16 protein-coding genes are annotated in these 18,626 nt (G+C 62.8%); 5 read left to right on the top strand and 11 right to left on the bottom strand.

The window, feature by feature from the left end:
* Positions 1-62: 62 nt before the first annotated feature.
* Entirely contained in the window at positions 63-1,094 is a 1,032-nt protein-coding gene (rsgA, locus tag PverR02_RS02670) for a small ribosomal subunit biogenesis GTPase RsgA (protein ID WP_017849765.1), read from the top strand.
* Positions 1,095-1,143: 49 nt separating this feature from the next.
* Here the strand turns inward: rsgA and motB are convergent, their stop codons facing one another.
* Entirely contained in the window at positions 1,144-2,154 is a 1,011-nt protein-coding gene (motB, locus tag PverR02_RS02665; RefSeq protein WP_046384910.1) for a flagellar motor protein MotB, read from the bottom strand.
* Positions 2,155-2,157: 3 nt separating this feature from the next.
* Positions 2,158-3,009 (bottom strand): flagellar motor stator protein MotA, encoded by an 852-nt coding sequence (motA, locus tag PverR02_RS02660; RefSeq protein ID WP_017849767.1) that lies wholly within the window; start codon positions 3,007-3,009, stop codon positions 2,158-2,160.
* Between the two features lie 166 nt (positions 3,010-3,175).
* Between motA and PverR02_RS02655 the strand changes: the two genes are divergently transcribed.
* From PverR02_RS02655 to asd, 3 genes are read left to right on the top strand one after another with little or no spacing between them, the layout of a single operon-like run.
* Positions 3,176-4,711, top strand: a complete 1,536-nt coding sequence (locus PverR02_RS02655) for an HDOD domain-containing protein (protein WP_046384912.1) — start codon at positions 3,176-3,178, stop codon at positions 4,709-4,711.
* 57 nt (positions 4,712-4,768) lie between these two features.
* Positions 4,769-5,584, top strand: a complete 816-nt coding sequence (gene rhdA, locus PverR02_RS02650; protein WP_017849769.1) for a thiosulfate sulfurtransferase — start codon at positions 4,769-4,771, stop codon at positions 5,582-5,584.
* A 16-nt stretch (positions 5,585-5,600) separates the two neighbouring features.
* Complete coding sequence (gene asd, locus PverR02_RS02645; RefSeq protein WP_017849770.1) at positions 5,601-6,461, top strand: archaetidylserine decarboxylase; 861 nt, start codon at positions 5,601-5,603, stop codon at positions 6,459-6,461.
* A gap of 131 nt (positions 6,462-6,592) precedes the next feature.
* Here the strand turns inward: asd and serB are convergent, their stop codons facing one another.
* Positions 6,593-7,807: a phosphoserine phosphatase SerB gene (gene serB, locus PverR02_RS02640; RefSeq protein WP_017849771.1), complete on the bottom strand. Its 1,215-nt coding sequence runs from the start codon at positions 7,805-7,807 to the stop codon at positions 6,593-6,595.
* 134 nt (positions 7,808-7,941) lie between these two features.
* On the opposite strand from serB, the gene PverR02_RS02635 reads away from it, so the two are divergent.
* Positions 7,942-9,471, top strand: coding sequence for an AhpA/YtjB family protein (locus PverR02_RS02635; RefSeq protein ID WP_079442718.1), 1,530 nt, complete (start codon positions 7,942-7,944; stop codon positions 9,469-9,471).
* Between the two features lie 181 nt (positions 9,472-9,652).
* Here PverR02_RS02635 and PverR02_RS02630 read toward each other — a convergent pair whose 3' ends face one another.
* The 8 genes from PverR02_RS02630 to PverR02_RS02595 form a co-directional block, all read right to left on the bottom strand.
* Complete coding sequence (locus PverR02_RS02630; RefSeq protein ID WP_079442717.1) at positions 9,653-10,363, bottom strand: PqiC family protein; 711 nt, start codon at positions 10,361-10,363, stop codon at positions 9,653-9,655.
* Positions 10,364-10,536: 173 nt separating this feature from the next.
* A complete protein-coding gene (gene parC, locus PverR02_RS02625) occupies positions 10,537-12,801 on the bottom strand; it encodes a DNA topoisomerase IV subunit A (protein ID WP_017849774.1) in 2,265 nt (754 codons plus the stop codon).
* A gap of 73 nt (positions 12,802-12,874) precedes the next feature.
* The gene (locus PverR02_RS02620) at positions 12,875-13,870 is read right to left on the bottom strand and encodes an esterase-like activity of phytase family protein (protein ID WP_079442716.1); all 996 of its coding nucleotides are present in this window, start codon (positions 13,868-13,870) and stop codon (positions 12,875-12,877) included.
* Positions 13,870-15,774, bottom strand: coding sequence for a DNA topoisomerase IV subunit B (parE, locus tag PverR02_RS02615; protein ID WP_046384916.1), 1,905 nt, complete (start codon positions 15,772-15,774; stop codon positions 13,870-13,872). Before parE ends, PverR02_RS02620 begins: the two co-directional genes overlap by 1 nt.
* A 54-nt stretch (positions 15,775-15,828) precedes the next feature.
* Positions 15,829-16,437 (bottom strand): YqiA/YcfP family alpha/beta fold hydrolase, encoded by a 609-nt coding sequence (locus PverR02_RS02610; RefSeq protein ID WP_017849777.1) that lies wholly within the window; start codon positions 16,435-16,437, stop codon positions 15,829-15,831.
* An 81-nt stretch (positions 16,438-16,518) separates the two neighbouring features.
* Positions 16,519-17,334 (bottom strand): 3',5'-cyclic-AMP phosphodiesterase, encoded by an 816-nt coding sequence (gene cpdA, locus PverR02_RS02605; protein ID WP_046490734.1) that lies wholly within the window; start codon positions 17,332-17,334, stop codon positions 16,519-16,521.
* Positions 17,335-17,432: 98 nt separating this feature from the next.
* Positions 17,433-17,882 (bottom strand): DUF1249 domain-containing protein, encoded by a 450-nt coding sequence (locus PverR02_RS02600; RefSeq protein ID WP_003209507.1) that lies wholly within the window; start codon positions 17,880-17,882, stop codon positions 17,433-17,435.
* Entirely contained in the window at positions 17,873-18,490 is a 618-nt protein-coding gene (locus PverR02_RS02595) for an NUDIX domain-containing protein (RefSeq protein ID WP_017849779.1), read from the bottom strand. Before PverR02_RS02595 ends, PverR02_RS02600 begins: the two co-directional genes overlap by 10 nt.
* Positions 18,491-18,626 lie beyond the last annotated feature (136 nt).

Here is an 18,626-nt window from a genome sequence, read left to right as displayed (position 1 = left end):
CGGGGCCGTGCTAGACTCGCGACCGTTTCACCCAACCTTTGCATTATCGACACGGAACACCAATGGCCAAACGCCAGCTCAACCGTCGCCAAAACTGGCGCATCGAAAAGATTCAGGGCGAACGCGCCGCACGCGCCGCCAAACGTGAATCCTCCGCCGTGGAAGCGCTCGAGGGCGGCGACCTGGGCCCCGAACAAACGGGCCTGGTGATCGCGCACTTTGGTGTGCAGGTCGAGGTCGAGGCGCTCGAAGGCGAACTCGCCGGCCAGGTCTTCCGCTGCCACCTGCGCGCCAATCTGCCGGCGCTGGTGACCGGCGACCGAGTGGTGTGGCGTGCCGGCAACCAAGGCATCGGCGTGATCGTCGCGCAACTGCCCCGCACCACTGAACTGCGCCGTCCCGACAGCCGCGGCCAGTTGAAGCCGGTGGCGGCCAACGTCGACATGATCGTCATCGTCTTCGCACCGCTGCCCGAGCCTCATGCCAACCTGATCGACCGTTACCTGGTCGCCGCCGAGCATGCCGGCATTCGCCCGCTGTTGCTGCTGAACAAGTTCGACCTGATCGACGAACAGAACGCCCCGGCGCTCAACGCGTTGCTGGCGGTCTACCGCACCCTGGGTTACCCGGTGCTGGAAGTGTCGGCCCATCACGGCAATGGCATGGAACAGCTGCAACACCAGTTGGACGGGCGCATCAGCGTGTTCGTCGGCCAGTCTGGCGTGGGCAAGTCCTCGCTGGTCAACAGCCTGCTGCCGGAAGTCGACACCCGTGTCGGCCCGCTGTCGGAGCTGTCCGGCCAGGGCACCCACACCACCACCACCGCGCGGTTGTTCCACTTCCCTGGCGGCGGTGAGCTGATCGACTCCCCGGGCATTCGTGAATTCGGCCTCGGCCATGTCAGCCGCAGCGACGTGGAAGCCGGCTTCATCGAGTTCAACGACCTGATCGGCACCTGCCGCTTCCGCGACTGCAAACACGACCGCGAACCCGGTTGTGCCCTGCTCAAGGCGTTGGAAGATGGCCGCGTGCAGCAGCAACGGATGAACAGCTATCGGTCGATTATTGCGAGTTTGCCCGAGAGCAGTTACTAAACAGCACATACGACAAGGCCGCGTTTATCGCGGCCTTGTCGTATACAGCTTACGATCCCGTACCCGGCACCGTAGGGTCTTTCATCCCGCCACCTTCGAACAGGTTCAGCTTCTGCCGCAGCTCATGCGCCGGCAACGGCTCCTGCCCCGGCGGGATCGCGTTCGGGTCGGCCGGTGCACCGCCCTGCGTGCCCGTATCTGGGGGCGGTGGCGGCTGATCACCTTCAATCGCGCGCTGGGCCTTTTTGGTCAGCACGACGATATCGATCCGACGGTTGATCGGGTTGAACGGGTCCTTCGGATCAAACAGCTGCGACGAGGCGAAACCCACCACCCGCGCCACCTGCGAGTCCGGATAGCTGCCGGCCACCAGCGCACGTCGGGCGGCGTTGGCGCGGTTGGCCGAAAGCTCCCAGTTGCCGAAGTCGCCCTGCCCCGAATACGGCTTGGCATCGGTGTGGCCGCTGATGCTGATCTTGTTCGGCACCGCCTTGATGGTGTCGGCCATGGCCAGCAGGATGTCTTCAAAGTACGGCTTCAACCGCGCACTGCCAGAGTCGAACATCGGCCGGTTGGCGGCGTCGGTGATCTGGATGCGCAAGCCATCCGGCGTGATCTCGAAGGAAATCTGATCCTTGAATTTCAGCAACTGCGGGTTTTCTTCGACCTTGGTCTGCAATTCCTTCAGCAACAATTCGAGGCGTTCCTGCTCGACCTGTTCGGCCAGGCTCTCGACGGTGTCGCGCTCGATCGGAATTTTTTCCTGCGGCGCCTCGGTCTTGACCTCAGGGTTGATGGTGCGCTCCGGCGCCAACTGCGGCGAACCGCCCAGGTCGATCACGAAGGGTGTGCCGCTTTCCGAGAAGCCGATCGGGTCTTTGAAGTAACCGGCGATGGCGATCTTCTGTTCGGGGGTCGCGGTGGACATCAGCCACAGCACCAGGAAGAACGCCATCATCGCCGTTGCAAAGTCGGCGAAGGCGATTTTCCAGGCGCCACCATGGTGCCCCGCAGCGAAGCGCTTGACGCGCTTGATGATTATCGGCTGGTTGTTTTCCATGGCTTAGCGACCGCGAACCGCTTGTTCCAACTCGGCAAAGCTCGGGCGATGTTTCGGGTACAGCACCTTGCGACCGAATTCCACCGCCAGCGAAGGCGGCATGCCGGAGGCCGAAGCCACCAGGCTGGCCTTGATCGCTTCATACAGATTGACTTCTTCCTTGGCATCGTGGGCCAGGGAGGTGGCGAGCGGACCGAAGAAACCGTAGGCCGCGAGAATACCGAAGAACGTACCCACCAGCGCCGCACCTACGTGCATGCCGATGGCCGCCTGGTCGCCCTCGCCGAGGGAGGCCATGGTCACCACGATACCGAGTACCGCCGCAACGATACCGAAGCCGGGCATGCCGTCGGCAATACCGGTGACGGCGTGGGACGGGTGCTCCAGCTCTTCCTTGAGGCTGAACAGTTCCATGTCGAACAGGCCTTCCAGCTCGTGGGGGGCCATGTTGCCGGAGGACATGATGCGCAGGTAATCGCAGATGTAGGCGGTCATGCGCTCGTCTTTGAGCACTGCCGGGTACTTGGCGAAAATCGGGCTCGCTGCAGCGTCTTCGATGTCCGCTTCGATGGCCATCATGCCTTCACGGCGACTCTTGTTGAGGATCTCATAAACCAGGCCCAGCACTTCCATGTAGAAGGTGTGGGAGAAGCGCGAGCTGAACATGCCCAGCGACTTCTTGATCACGTGCATGGTCATGTAGCCGGGGTTGGCCTGCAAGAATGCGCCGAATGCCGCGCCGCCAATAATCATCACTTCGAAGGGCTGGATCAACGCTGCAATCTTGCCGTGAGACAGGACATAGCCACCGAGCACACTTGCAAAGACGACGATGATGCCGATTATTTTAGCCATAGGGGTTTTGTACTTGCGCCGTCGGGTTCATGGACATATTTGGGGTAACTGAAAAACTCTTGTTCTACTTATCGGCAAAACTGCGCCAGACTATAGGCCGTCAAGGCGAAAAGCCAGTTCGGCCCGTTCAGGGCGTGTTGAAGTAAGTGATGATCGCGCCCCAATCATGGCCAATGAAAAGACAGCCCCATCTGTAAGACCCATCTCTCTCGCCGCTTGGATCAAGTGCCTGGACGAAGTCCGGTTGCCCGTCCCCCAGGCCAGCCACGAGCGCGTGTGCAAAGCCATCCGCGATAGCCGCAGTTCTTTGCGAGATATTGCCGAGCTGATGCAGAACAGCCCGTCGCTGGTACTCAGCGTAATGCGCGAGGCCAACAGCCACACCCATGGCAGCATGGCGGAACCGGCAGAAAACCTTGAGGTGGCGCTTAACCGTCTCGGCCTCAAACGCGCCGAGGACCTGCTGGAACGGCTGCCGTCGGTGCCGATGAATGAAATCCCCGTCGCCTTTCGCCAACTGGTGCTGGTCAGCCGCCACGCGTCGCAGCAAGCCAGCGGCTTGTTCGCCAGCCGCCTGGCGCGGTTGTGGCAAGACATTCATTGGGGCAGCCTGCTGTTCCTGGCGCCGTTGTGGCCGATGGCGGTGGCCTACCCCAAGCTCCTGGAAGAATGGGAACTGCGGGTGATCCACAAAGGCCAATCGGCGCGTCAGGTCGAACAGGAATTGTTCGGCGTGCGCCTGCTCGACCTGTGCCTTGGCCTGACCGAAACCTGGCACCTGCCGATCTGGGTATCCCAGGGCTATCACCTGCTGCTGACCGAGCAACGCTTGCTGGTCAAGGCATTGCGCATCGCCCGGGAAGACGACCCACTGCGCCAGCAACAACTGCTGGATGCCGAACCCAGTTTGCGGCGCTGGCTGAACCAGCCGGCCAATACGGTGTTGCTGGCCAACGGCCTGGCGATGTCGGCCCAGGAATCCTGGACCTGCCCGCATACCGAGCGCTGGCAATACCTCACCGCGCTGTACCTGCAACAGCCGTTGAGCGAGGTGCAGCAACAGGTTCACCAGCAAGCGGTGATCAGCGCTCGCGCAACCCTGATGCCCGACCTCTGGCACCCGGCGCTGTCGCTGATCTGGCCGTGGAATGTACAGAAAATCCATCGTGGCCTGCTGCCCGCACCGCCGCCGACCGCCGAGGCCCTGGCCGTCTGGCGCAGCCGTTGCACCGAACTGCTGGTGGAGCCAAGCCGCTTCGCCAACGCCATGCACCTGACCACCTGCGCCAAGGAAGCCCTGGAGGCCAGCGGCATGCAGCGCGTCTTGCTGTTCATGGCCGATCGCGCCCTGAGCACCCTGCGCGTCCACCAGGCCGCCGGCCTGCCGAAGGACGCCGCCAACTTGAGCCTGGACGTGGTCAACAGCACGCTGCTGCAACGCATGCTGGAAAAATCCGCCCAGGTGCGCCTCACGCCCGACAATCACGCGCAATTTGCCGCCCTGTTGCCGCCGATCCTGCGTCGCCTGTTCAACGGTGAACACCTGCTGTTGCGCTCACTGAGCTGCAACGGCCGGGTGGTCATGCTGATGATCGCCGACCAGGGCGGCGGGCCGTTCTCGGAAACCACCGTGCAGGCCTTCGGCAAAACCGCTCAATGCATCGAGAAAGCCCTGCACAGCTTTACCAACCGCACCGGCTGATGCTTGCGCTACAATCGCCCTCTTTTATCGCCAACATTTGTGCCCAGGAGACCTCACATGCCTGACTTCTCTGGCTTGCCGCTGGTGATCGAACCCAGCGACCTGCTTGGCCGCCTTGATGCCGACCAACTGATTCTGGTGGACCTCACCAGCGCCGCCCGCTACGCCGAAGGGCATATCCCCGGCGCGCATTTCGTTGACCCCAAGCGCACCCAACTGGGCCAGCCGCCAGCCCCCGGCCTGTTGCCGAACAAGGCAGACCTGGAAAAACTGTTCGGCGAGCTGGGCCACACCCCGGACGCGACCTACGTGGTCTACGACGACGAAGGCGGTGGCTGGGCCGGACGTTTCATCTGGCTGCTCGACGTGATCGGCCACACGAAATACCACTACCTCGACGGCGGCCTGCTGGCGTGGCTGGCAGACCCGCTCCCGCTGTCCACCGAGGTGCCGGCCCCGGCTGGCGGGCCTGTCAGCCTCACCCTGCATGACGGCCCCACCGCGACCCGCGAATACCTGCAAAGCCGTCTCGGCGCCGCCGACCTGGGCATCTGGGACGCACGCGGCCCGCTGGAATATTCCGGCGAAAAGGTCCTGGCAGCCAAGGGCGGTCACATCCCCGGCGCCGTGAACTTCGAGTGGACTGCCGGCATGGACAAGGCGCGCAACCTGCGCATCCGCCGCGACATGCCGCAGATCCTCGAAAACCTCGGGCTGACCCGCGACAAAGAAATCATCACCCACTGCCAGACTCATCACCGCTCTGGCTTCACCTACCTGGTGGCCAAGGCGCTCGGTTATCCGCGAGTCAAAGGTTATGCCGGTTCCTGGGGCGAATGGGGCAACCACCCCGACACCCCCGTCGAGATTTAAGGTTTAAGGACAGTTAATGAAAAAGCAGTTGTTCATCCTCAGCCAGTACTTGCTGCCGCACCACTTGCTGTCGCGCCTGGCCGGCTGCATTGCCGAGTGCCGCGTGCGCTGGTTCAAGAACGCCTTCACCGCCTGGTTCGCCAAGCGCTATCAAGTGGACATGTCCCAGGCCCTGGTTGAAGACCTGAGCGCCTACGAACACTTCAACGCGTTCTTCACCCGCGCCCTGAAAGACGGCGCGCGCCCACTCGATCAAACCCCGGGCGCCGTGCTGAGCCCAGCCGATGGCGCAGTCAGCCAGCTCGGCCCGATCGAGCATGGTCGCGTGTTCCAGGCCAAGGGCCACAGTTTCAGCGTGCTGGAATTGCTGGGCGGCGATGCGGCCATGGCTGCGCCGTTCATGGGCGGCGATTTCGCCACCATTTACCTGTCGCCGAAAGACTACCACCGGGTGCATATGCCACTGGCGGGCACCTTGCGCGAGATGGTCTACGTGCCAGGGCGGATTTTCTCGGTCAACCAGACCACCGCCGAAAACGTGCCGGAGCTGTTTGCGCGTAACGAGCGGGTTGTCTGCCTGTTCGACACCGAACGCGGCCCGATGGCCGTGGTGTTGGTGGGCGCGATGATTGTGGCGTCGATCGAAACCGTGTGGGCCGGCCTGGTCACGCCGCCCAAGCGCGAGCTGAAAACCTTCCGCTACGACGAAGCCGCGCGTGCGCCGATTCACCTGGAGAAAGGCGCAGAGCTGGGTCGCTTCAAGCTGGGTTCGACCGCGATCGTGCTGTTCGGGCCGGATCAGGTGCAGTGGGCAGAAACACTGGTGGCGGGTTCGCCGGTGCAGATGGGCCAGGGCATCGCGTTACCGAAAGCCTGATCCGAAACCTGCAAAAATCCAATGTGGGAGGGGGCTTGCCCCCGATAGCGGTGGCTCAGTCACTTATTTGTAGCTGAGCCACTGCCATCGGGGGCAAGCCCCCTCCCACATTTTTAAGCGCATTGTTTCAGTTAGAGCTGCCCGTCGCGGTCGCGAAAGCCCAGCAAATACAACACACCGTCCAACCCAAGGGTCGAAATCGCCTGCTTGGCCGATTGTTTGACCAGCGGCTTGGCGCGGAACGCCACGCCCAACCCGGCAATCGCCAGCATCGGCAAGTCATTCGCACCGTCGCCGACCGCAATGGTCTGCTCCAGACGCAAACCTTCCTTGTGAGCCAATTCCCGCAGCAAGTCGGCCTTGCGCTGCGCGTCGACGATCGGCTCCACGGCCACGCCGGTCACCTTGCCATCCACCACTTCCAGCTCATTGGCGAACACATAGTCGATGCCCAGCTTGGCCTGCAATTGCTTGGCGAAGTAGCTGAAGCCGCCGGACAGGATCGCAGTCTTGTAGCCCAGGCGCTTGAGTTCGGCGAACAGGGTTTCGGCGCCTTCGGTCAGGCGCAGGGAGGCGCCGATCGAATCCAGCACGCTGACATCCAGGCCCTTGAGCAACGCCAGGCGCTCCTTGAAGCTGGCGCGAAAATCCAGCTCGCCGGCCATGGCGCGCTCGGTGATCGCAGAGACTTGCTCACCCACACCGGCAGCCTTGGCCAGTTCGTCGATGACTTCGGCTTCGATCAGCGTGGAGTCCATGTCGAACACCGCCAGGCGGCGGTTGCGGCGGAACAGCGAATCTTCCTGGAAGGCGATATCGACATTCAGCTCTTGGGCCACGCTCAGGAAGTCGGCACGCAAGGCTTGGGGATCGGCCGGTTCGCCGCGCACGGAAAACTCGATGCAGCCCTTGCCCTGGTCATCTGGCGTGTCCAATGGCATGCGGCCCGACAGACGGTCGATATGGTCGATATTCAAGCCATATTGCGCGGTGATCGAGCTGACGCGCTGCAACTGCTCGGCCGTCACCTTGCGGGTCAGCAAGGTCACGATATGGCGTTTTTTGCCCTGGCCGGACACCCAATGCCGGTAATCCTCTTCGGACACCGGGGTGAAACGCACCTGCTGATCCAGCTTGTACGCGGTAAACAGGATGTCCTTGAGGACAGACGACGCCTGCTCGGTGCTGGGGATTTCCACCAGAATCCCGAAGGACAGGGTGTCGTGGATCACCGCCTGGCCGATGTCGAGAATGTTCACACCACCCTGGGCCAGAACCCCGGTAATGGCGGCGGTCAGACCTGGCCGGTCTTCCCCCGTGATGTTAATCAGGACAATTTCGCGCAAAGCGCACCCCCAGGCTGGAAAAAAACCGCATTCTACCCACTTTCAGTGACCATCGGGCACAGCCAGCGCTTTGCCGGTCTTGGGCCTGTCGCTATACTGCGCGTCAACTTCACGGACTAAAGAGCCGAGCTCAAGTGAACCGGCCCACGCCAGTAAAAACCGACAACTTCTTCCTGCTGATCTTCCGGGCACTGCGCCACCGCCGTGTACCGATCGCATTACGCATCGCCAGCCATAACGTGATCCTGGTCGCCCTGGCCCTGGTGATCTACGCCTGCGTGATGGGTTTGCAGTTCAAACAGGCCATGCACGAACAAGCCGATGCCCTGGGCGAGAGCTTGACCACCCAGACCGCCACCTCGGCGACCGAGCTGCTGGTGTCCAACGACATCCTCAGCCTCAACGTGCTGCTCAACAACCTGACCAAGAACCCGCTGGTGGCCCACGCCGCCATCTACAGCGTGGACAACCGGATCATGGCCGAAGCCGGGCAACGCCCGAAAAACGGCCTGCTGGGTGAGGCCGAAGGCCTGTACCAGAGCAATATCACGTTTCAGGATGTGAAAGCCGGCCAATTGCGCATCAGCCTGGACATGCAGCAATTCCAGCAGCCGATGACCATCAGCCTGCAAAGCATGGGCATCCTCAGCGCGATCCTGCTGGCGCTGGCTCTGGCCTTGAGCCTGCGCCTGGGGCGGCATATCTCCACGCCGTTGATGCAACTGCGCATCTGGCTGCGGGATATCGACGAGCACACCCCGGCCACCGATCGTCAGGACGAGATCGGCGACCTTGCGCGCCAGCTTCACGCCAGCTTCGCCCCGGAACCGGTGGTACACGAGGTTGAACCCGAGCCCGAGTTCGACGACAGCGATTACGACGAACCTGCCTTTGAAGTGCGCAACCTGCGCGACCCGGGTTTTGACGAAAGCGCGCCGGTCGCGGGCCTGAAGCCTGCGCCACGCCATGTAATCAAGGCCGAAGAAGACGAGCTGGACGACGAAGACCCGTTCGCCGACCTGCGCGACACCTCGGCCAGCAGCCCGGCCATCGCGCCGAAGCCCGTGCCCGCAAAGAACGCCGAACCCCAACACAGTGCGGTCCTGGCCGTGCAACTGGGTGCCCAGGACCAACTGCGCCGCCTGCCCCGCGCCCGCCTGACGGAATTGCTGGAACGCTACCGCGACTGCCTCGACCAGGCCGCCTCGCTCTACCAGAGCGAGCTGCACACCCTGAACGATGGCAGCACACTGATGCTGTTCCACAGCGAAGACAGCGGCGAAGACTACCTGACCAACGCCATCTGCTGCGGCGAACTGCTGCGCGCCCTGGGCCATGAGTTGCAGATCGAAGTGGCCGACAGCGGCATCACGCTGCAACTGCAACTGGGCCTGACCGTTGGCGACGACCTGTTCGGCATGAGCCAGATCGACCTGCTGCTGACCGAAATCGCCCAGGACGCCTTGGCCCTGTCCCAACACAGCCGCAACCTGCTGCTGGTGGAGCGCAAGATCAGCGAAGACACGCTGATCCGCCAACGCGCGCGCATCCGTCCGATTGCCAGCCCCGAGGGCGCCAGTTGCGTAGAGCGCTTGATGGAGCCGTATCCGTCGATGCTGGAGCGGCAATTGGCGCGGATGCACGAGTCCCGTGCCAAGCCCTGACTGACATGTGAGAGGGGGCTTGCCCCCGATGACGGCGCGTCAGTCAAAACGGCGGCAACTGACACATCGCTATCGGGGGCAAGCCCCCTCCCACATTTGGACGCCACAAACCTCAAGTAAATCGCGCACAAACAAAAAGGCCCGCTGAATAAGCGGGCCTTTTGGGTTGGAGCCATTCAGATCAGAATCTGAACACTTCCATATCCGTGCGGATCGGCGTAGCCATCGGCATTTTCGGTTTCCCCGGAGCCGTCGGTTTGGCCTGTACCGGCGCTTGCTTGCGCGGCGCCTCGGCAACTGGTGGCTGGTTGGCCAATGGCTTGAGGGCCACCGACAACTGCTGCGCCAGATGCTGCAACAGCACGCCCTGGGCCTGGACCTGCGACGCCGTGGTGCCGGCATGCTCTTCCTGCAGATGCACGATGCGGCTATCACGCACCTGGCCGCGGCGGTCAATCAAGCGCCATTGCGCATCGAGGATCGCCGGTTGCGAGGTGCCGGAGTCGAGTCGGGTAATGGTCAGCAACACCTGCACATCCGGGGAAAAACCGGCGGGCGCAGGCGCCAGGACCACACGCTGACTGTCCAACTGACCCGCCACCTGGCGCAACATCAGCTGATTGATGTCGGACGACAAACTGCCCGCCCAACGACCATCGGTGGAACCTTGCAGGCTGCCGTCGTTCTGACGTTGCAGCAATGTTTCGCGTTGCAGGTAGTCAGCGACGACGACCGGGCCGAGCAAGACGGCCATGCCGGCGGATTGAGCTGGCTGAGCGGGACTTCCGCTGTCCAGCTGGTACAGCGACACCGGCTGGTGCGTGCTGCAACCCGCCAACCCCAGAAGGCCAGCGAGCATAAAAATAAAAGGAAGGCGTGGAGCAGTCATCATCCCATCCAGGCGGCTGCCACAAGGCAAACCACAATGTAATACTAAAAATAACCTAAACACGCTCGGCCACGCCGGCGCTGGAAAGGCCATATCATCCGTGAATATGCGCCATGACTCCAGCGCGAAAGCGTCGATCTACGCGTTAAATCGTAGATCAAGAGCTCTAATCCGCGCTAAACCGGCGTTTCCACCAGTAAAGCATCCACGCGCTGGAAGCCACGAGGCAGTTTATTACCGCGTCGGCCACGCTCGCCCTTGTAGTGCTCAAGGTCGTCAGGGCGCAGCGACAACGTGCGCTTGCCGGCCTGGAGCACCAGGGTAGAACCTTCCGGGATCACTGCGATGTCTGTCACGTACTCTTCGCGACTGGCCACCCGCTCGCCGGGAATACCAATGATCTTGTTGCCTTTGCCTTTGCCCAACTGCGGCAAGTCGCTGATCTTGAACACCAGCAAACGCCCTTCCGTGGTCACCGACGCCAGCCAATTACCCTCGCGATCGTCCACCGGCCGCGGCAGGATCACCTTGGCGTTATTCGGCAGGCTCAACAGTGCTTTACCGGCTTTGTTCTTGGCCTGCAGGTCTTCACCCTTGACCACAAAGCCGTAACCCGCGTCGGAGGCGATCACATACAGCGAGTCGTCGTCCGGCAGCAGCACGCATTCGAAACTCGCCCCCGGTGGCGGCGTCAGGCGCCCGGTCAACGGCTCGCCCTGCCCGCGCGCAGACGGCAAGGTGTGGGCCGGCACCGAGTAACTGCGCCCGGTGGAGTCGATAAACACCGCAAACTGGTTGGACCGCCCGGCGGCGGCGGTTTTGAAGCCATCGCCAGCCTTGTACGACAAGCCGGTCGCATCGATATCATGCCCCTTGGCGGAACGGACCCAACCCTTTTCCGACAGAACGACAGTAATTTTCTCGTTTGGCAGCAGCTCGGTTTCTGTCAGCGCTTTCGCTTCGGCGCGCTCAACGATCGGCGAACGGCGGTCGTCGCCATAGGTCTCGGCGTCTTTGATCAGCTCGCTGCGCACCAGCTTCTTGAGCTTGGTTTCGCTGCCCAGCAGGGCTTGCAGCTTGGCTTGCTCCTTGAGCAACGCGTCCTGTTCGTCGCGCAGCTTCATTTCTTCCAATCGCGCCAACTGACGCAAGCGGGTGTCGAGGATGTAGTCGGCCTGGATCTCGCTCAGCTCGAAACGCGCGATCAGCTCGGCTTTCGGGTGCTCGGCGGTACGGATGATGTGGATCACTTCATCCAGGTTGAGGTAGGCAATCAGCAAGCCGTCCAACAGGTGCAGGCGGCGCTCGACCTTGTCCAGGCGGAACTGCAGGCGACGACGCACGGTCTGGACGCGGAACTCCAGCCACTCCACCAGCAGATTGCGCAGGTTCTTCAGCTGCGGCTTGCCGTCCAGGCCGATGATGTTGATGTTGACCCGGTAGCTGGACTCCAAGTCCGTGCTGGCGAACAGATGCTGCATCAGCACTTCATGGTCGACCCGGCTGTTGGTCGGAATAATCACGATGCGGCACGGGTTTTCGTGGTCGGACTCGTCGCGCAGGTCAGCGACCTGCGGCAATTTCGACGGTTTGGCCTGCATCAGCGCGGCGATCTGTTCCAGCACCTTGGCGCCGGACACCTGATGCGGCAACGCGGTGACGATGATGTCGCCGTCTTCGACGTGGTACACGGCGCGCATACGCACCGAGCCCTTGCCGGTTTCGTACATTTTCAGCAGGTCGGCACGCGGCGTGATGATTTCCGCTTCGGTCGGGTAATCCGGGCCCTGGATGTGCTCGCAGAGCTGCTCGACCGTGGCTTTGGGTTCATCGAGCAAGCGCACGCAGGCCGTGGCGACTTCCCGCAGGTTGTGCGGCGGTACGTCGGTGGCCATGCCGACGGCAATGCCGGTGGTGCCATTGAGCAGGATGTTCGGCAAACGTGCCGGCAGCACCAGGGGCTCGTCGAGGGTGCCGTCGAAGTTCGGGCCCCAGTTCGCGGTGCCCTGGCCCAGTTCGCTGAGCAGCACTTCCGAATAACGCGACAGGCGCGCCTCGGTGTAACGCATGGCCGCGAAAGACTTGGGATCATCCGGCGCACCCCAGTTCCCCTGGCCATCTACCAGCGTGTAGCGGTAGCTGAACGGCTGGGCCATCAGCACCATGGCTTCATAGCAGGCCGAGTCGCCGTGGGGGTGGAACTTACCGAGCACGTCACCGACGGTACGCGCCGACTTCTTGTGCTTGGAATCTGCGTCCAGGCCCAACTCACTCATGGCGTAGATGATGCGCCGTTGTACGGGCTTCAGGCCGTCGCCGATATGCGGCAAGGCACGGTCCATGATCACGTACATGGAGTAGTTGAGGTAGGCATTTTCGGTGAAGTCAGCCAGCGACCGGCGTTCTACGCCGTCTAAGCTGTCTGCGAGGATGTCACTCATGCGGGCCTCATCATTGTTTGGTAAGGCGCAGCGGAAATGCCGCGGCGCCGGGTCAATTCAAAACAGGGGTGGCTCATGGCTGGGCGCTCCAGCCACCGGCGGGGGCGGCGAAACGATAGACCACCGGGCGTTTTTCGCCATCGGCGCGGGCGCCGAAATTATTGTCGATGCCCAACCAGGCACCGTCTGCATCCAGCACCAGGGCTTCGGCCAGGCCATAAGGCTGGGCGTAGCGCCGTTCGGGCGTCAGGGTCTCGTCGGCGAACGACCAGCACAGCTCGACCTTGGCCGTGAGCGCATCGCGCCGACAAATCTGGAACGCATTGCGCTCCAGGGTAAACAACTTACCGTTGAACAGCGCCAGGTCGGAAAAGTCCTTGGACACCGCCTTGGCACTGGGAAACTGTGCCGGCTGCACTTCCTGGCCGGCCTCGCTCAACAGCACGCACGCGCCCGCGCAATCCCACACGCTTTGCTGGCGCTTGATGGAAATCAGCCCGCGCCGTTCACGCTCCGCCGCCAGCCAGATCTGATTGCCCTCGGGGTTCACCGCGAGGCCTTCGAACAACGCATTGAAATGCAGCAACATGCCGCTGGCGCGGGCCTCACGCACCATGCCGGGGGCGATCTTCAACCACTCGGGCGCACCGCTCGCCGGCACTTTCAGCACCGCCGCATGGGCTTCGCTGACCACGTAGCGGTTACCCGCGGCATCGCAGCCGATGCCTTCAAAATCCAGGTCGCCGCCGCGAATCAGCGACGCCGCCTTGGTGCGCGAACGCAGCCCCCAGGGCAGGCCGGAGTCAGGCACGGGCGGCACGTCGAGCTTCACCGTTTCGGCCTGCCAGGTCGGCGCGCTGATATCCAGGCGGTAGATCTGGTCGTCGTCGCGGTCGGAAACCGTCCACAACGCGTTGCCACACAAAGCCAGGCCCGACAGGTTACCGCCGCGCATGCCGTCCACCGGATGTTCGGACACCAGCTTGAGCTCAGCCACGGGCGCGGCGACCGCCTGGGTGGCCGCCAACCCGCTCAACATCAGGATCGCCAGGGCGAAACCTGTACGCATCAGCCCAGGACCTCGGCGAGGTTGCCCTTGGACTCCAGCCAGGACTTGCGATCCGGCGCGCGTTTCTTCGCCAGCAGCATGTCCATCATTTCCGAAGTGGCAGCGAAGTCGTCCAGGGTCAACTGCACCAGGCGCCGCGTGTTCGGGTCCATGGTGGTTTCGCGCAATTGCGGCGGGTTCATCTCACCCAGGCCTTTGAATCGCGTGACCTGCGGCTTGCCGCGTTTCTTCTCGGCGATCAGGCGGTCGAGGATGCCATCGCGCTCGCCTTCGTCGAGGGCGTAGAAAATCTCCTTGCCCAGGTCGATACGGTACAGCGGCGGCATCGCGACGTAGACGTGACCGGCGTCCACCAACGGGCGGAAGTGCTGCACGAACAGCGCGCACAGCAAGGTGGCGATGTGCAGACCGTCGGAGTCGGCGTCGGCGAGGATGCAGATCTTGCCGTAGCGCAACTGGCTCATGTCCGCCGCGCCGGGGTCGACGCCGATGGCCACGGCGATGTTGTGCACTTCCTGGCTGGCCAGGACTTCGCTGCCGTCGACTTCCCAGGTGTTGAGGATCTTGCCGCGCAACGGCAGGATCGCCTGGAATTCCTTGTCCCGCGCTTGCTTGGCGGAACCGCCGGCGGAGTCACCTTCCACCAGGAACAGCTCGGAGCGCATCGGGTCCTGCCCGGCGCAATCGGCCAGCTTGCCCGGCAGTGCCGGGCCCGCCGTGATGCGTTTGCGCTCGACCTTCTTGCTGGCCTTGAGGCGACGGCCGGCGTTGTTGATCGCCAGCTCCGCCAGGGCCAGGCCCAATTCCGGGTGCTCGTTGAGCCACAGGCTGAACGCATCCTTGACCACACCGGAGACAAACGCCGCCGCCTCGCGGGATGACAAACGCTCTTTGGTCTGGCCGGAGAATTGCGGCTCCTGCATTTTCATCGACAGCACGAACGCGATGCGCTCCCACACGTCTTCCGGCGCCAGCTTCACGCCGCGCGGCAGCAGGCTGCGGTATTCGCAGAACTCGCGCATGGCGTCGAGCAGGCCCTGGCGCAAGCCGTTGACGTGGGTGCCGCCCTGGGCGGTGGGGATCAGGTTGACGTAGCTTTCCTGCACGCTGTCGCCGCCTTCAGGCAACCACAGCAGCGCCCAGTCGACGGCTTCTTTGTTCCCGGCCAGGCTGCCGCAGAACGGCTCGTTGGGCAGGCGTTCGAAATCGCTGACGGCGTCTTCCAGGTAGGAGCGCAGGCCGTCTTCGTAGTGCCACTCGACCTTTTCGCCGCTGCCTTTGTCTTCAAAGGTGACCAGCAGGCCCGGGCACAACACGGCCTTGGCCTTGAGCACATGCTTGAGGCGGCTGACGGAGAATTTCGGCGAATCGAAGTATTTCGGGTCCGGGGCGAAGTACACGCTGGTGCCGGTGTTGCGCTTGCCAACGGTGCCGATCACCTGCAGGTCGGTGGCTTTGTAGCCATCGGCGAAGGTCATCTCGTATTCGTTGCCGTCGCGCTTGACCCGCACCCGCACCAACGTCGACAGGGCGTTGACCACGGAAATACCGACACCGTGCAAGCCACCGGAGAACTGGTAGTTCTTGTTGGAGAACTTGCCGCCGGCGTGCAGCTTGGTGAGGATCAACTCGACGCCCGACACCCCCTCTTCCGGGTGAATGTCCACCGGCATGCCGCGACCGTCGTCGGACACTTCCAGGGAGTGGTCAGCGTGGAGAATGACATGCACCGACTTGGCGTGCCCGGCCAAGGCTTCGTCGACGCTGTTGTCGATGACTTCCTGGGCAAGGTGGTTCGGCCGACTGGTGTCGGTGTACATGCCGGGGCGTTTGCGCACCGGGTCGAGGCCCGAGAGGACTTCGATGGCGTCGGCGTTATAAGAGCTAGCGCTGGGAGTGGCCATGGGGTCTCGTCGTGAGTCGTTCGATTAAAAAGTGACCTGCGGTTTCCAAGGCAATTACAGTGCCGAGAAATCGAAGGATTGATACTGATCCGCGCCAATGCCGGCAAAGCTCAACAACGCCGGCAACTGCCGGGCAAACCCCTGGTAACCGTGGTCGCCACCGGCCTGGATGCGCAAGGCACAGGCCCGGTAATACTGCTGGGCGAGGCGATAATCCAGGGTTTCGTCCCCGGTCTGCAACCACACCTGATAACGCGCGGCATCCTGGGGCGCCGGGACTTCCAGCTCGGCCAGCGCCGTGACGTGATCGTGGGTCAGTTCCCAGGTTTCATCGGTATAGAGGTTCTTCTGGGTGCCCAGGTAACCGTCGAACATCCGATGGGGGCTGACCGCCGGGTTGACCAGCAGCGCCTTGAGGCCATGGCGCTCGGCAAGACAGGTTGCATAGTAGCCGCCGAGCGAGCTGCCGACCAGCAGCGGCCGCCCCAGTTCTGCGATGGCCGCCTCCAATTGAGGAATCGCCTGGCGAGGGTGGTGATGCAGGGCCGGCACGCGCAGTTGGTCGGCCAGGCCGAGGGTGTCCATCACGCGGATCAACTGGCTGGCCTTGTTCGACGCAGGCGCGCTGTTGAAACCGTGGATATACAGGATCGAAGCGGACATGCCGGGCTCTCCGTGCTTGCGCCAAAAAGGCGCAGTTTACAGGGATCGGAGTGGTGAGTCCCCTGTCTTCCCCTCCCACCTTCAGTAGCCGTTGCTGGCGTAATCCACGGTAAAGGCAAAGCCTTTGACCCGTTCCACCCCGGTCTCCAACCGCCCGTCGGCATGCAGACGCAGCCAGCGATAGCCCGGCGCCTCGGTGCTGACGTTGAAGTCCTCGCTGCCCGGCGTGAACTGGATGCAGGTGGACGGCGACGCCAGCAGACGCACGCCGTTGCGCTCGCGGTCGATCTCCTGGTGTACATGCCCCCAGAGCAAGGCCCGGACCTGAGGGAAACGGTCCAGCACGGCAAACAGTGCCTCGGGGTTGCGCAGGCCGATGGGTTCCATCCACGCACAGCCGATGGGCACCGGATGATGGTGGAAACACACCAGATGATGGCGGTGCGGCGCTTCGCTCAAGGCTTGGGCCAGCAGTTGCAGCTGGCTGTCCTGCAGATAACCCGGCACCGAACCGGGTACGGCGGAGTCGAGCAGGGTAATGCGCCAATTGCCGACGTCGACCACCGGTTCCAGCAGGTCGCTGTGCAGGGCGGCGTGGGCCATGATCTGCGGCTCATCGTGGTTGCCGGGAATCCAGCGCGCCGGCACGCCAAAGGGCGCGGTCATCTCCCGGAAGTGCTGATAGGACGCCAGCGTACCGTCCTGGGACAAGTCCCCCGTGGCCAGCAGCAAGTCGATCCGGGGCTGCTGCTCGCGCACCAGGCCGATCACCCGTTGCAAGCTCTCACGGGTGTTCATGCCCACCAGCGTGGCGTCGGCCTCGGCAAACAGATGGCTGTCGGACAGTTGCACCAGCACTGCCGGTGCATCGGGGGTCACGGTGGGTACGCGGGGCAAGGTGCTCTCCCAAGGCAATCACAGGAATGGACGTATGGCGCGATTATGCTGGGGCAGGACACAAAGAGGAAACCCAGGGAAGCAGATGCAGTTCACATCTACCGCACGACTTCGAACTCGTGGCCCAGGGCCAGACAGTGACTCAACCATTCACCGAGGAACACATTGAGCTGTGCTTTCTCATCGGGCTGGTGCATGAACACATTGGGGTAAGGATAGATGCTGCGAAAGCGTCGCGCATGTTCGGCGCTGATGACTTCGGCCATTCGCGCATCGTGGTACACCTGCACTTCCAGTTGCGGCACCGGCAGCCATGGCAGGCTGTGCTCCTGGCGCACGCGCAGGGTGGTGGTGTATGGGCAATTGACGATGACTTCCAGGGTCAGCACGCCGAGCATCTGGTCGCCATGGGTCACGGCGATGCGCCGTGCCTCGGGCGTGTGGCGCATGTCCGGCAGCAGGCGCATCAGCCGCGCATAGTTGGCCTCGCAGGCGGCTTGCAGCCCGATCAGGTCAACCCGGTATCGTTCCCGTGCCTTTACTGCCATAACCCCCTCACTTCCGCGCGATTGAGCGCTAGCCATTGCAAGGCAATAATGCTGGGCGCATTGGATATCCGACCATCACGCACCGCTTGCAAGGCATCTTCGAAAGCCCAGGTGCTGACGCGGATATCTTCTGCCTCTTCTTCCAGTCCATGAACGCCACCGGCGCCCGAGCTGTCGCAACGGCCCAGGTACAAGTGGACGAATTCGGTACTGCCGCCGGGCGAAGGGAAATATTGGGTGATCGGCCACAGTGCGGAGAATGTCAGTCCAGCTTCCTCCTCGGCTTCGCGGTGTGCAACCTCCTCCGGTTGTTCGTCCTTGTCGATCAGGCCGGCGACCATTTCCACCAGCCACGGGTTGGCGGCGCGGCCCATGGCGCCGACGCGAAACTGCTCGATCAGCACCACTTCATCGCGCTGCGGGTCGTAGGGCAGCACGCACACGGCGTCATGCCGCACGAAGACCTCGCGGTTGATCACCCGGCTCATGCCGCCGTCGAATTTTTCGTGGCGCAGTTGCACGCGATCGAGCTTGTAGAAACCCTGATAGGCATTGTCGCGCTGAACAATCTCGATCGTGCTCGGCGTCGATTTCGCGATGTCCGTCATATCCTTCCTCGTTATGCCCGTGCAATTGGCGCCATCCTAACGCGCTCCTGCCCGTTGGCGCAGCCCCTTTACGGTTGCCGGGATAGACGGCGGGCGTCAAACTCACTCTAATGAGCTTAGTGGCGAACTGACTGCC

It is taken from the genome of Pseudomonas veronii (genome assembly GCF_002028325.1).
In the GTDB taxonomy this organism is placed as follows: Bacteria; Pseudomonadota; Gammaproteobacteria; order Pseudomonadales; family Pseudomonadaceae; genus Aquipseudomonas; species Aquipseudomonas veronii.
This window is presented reverse-complemented; position numbering and strand designations above follow the sequence as displayed.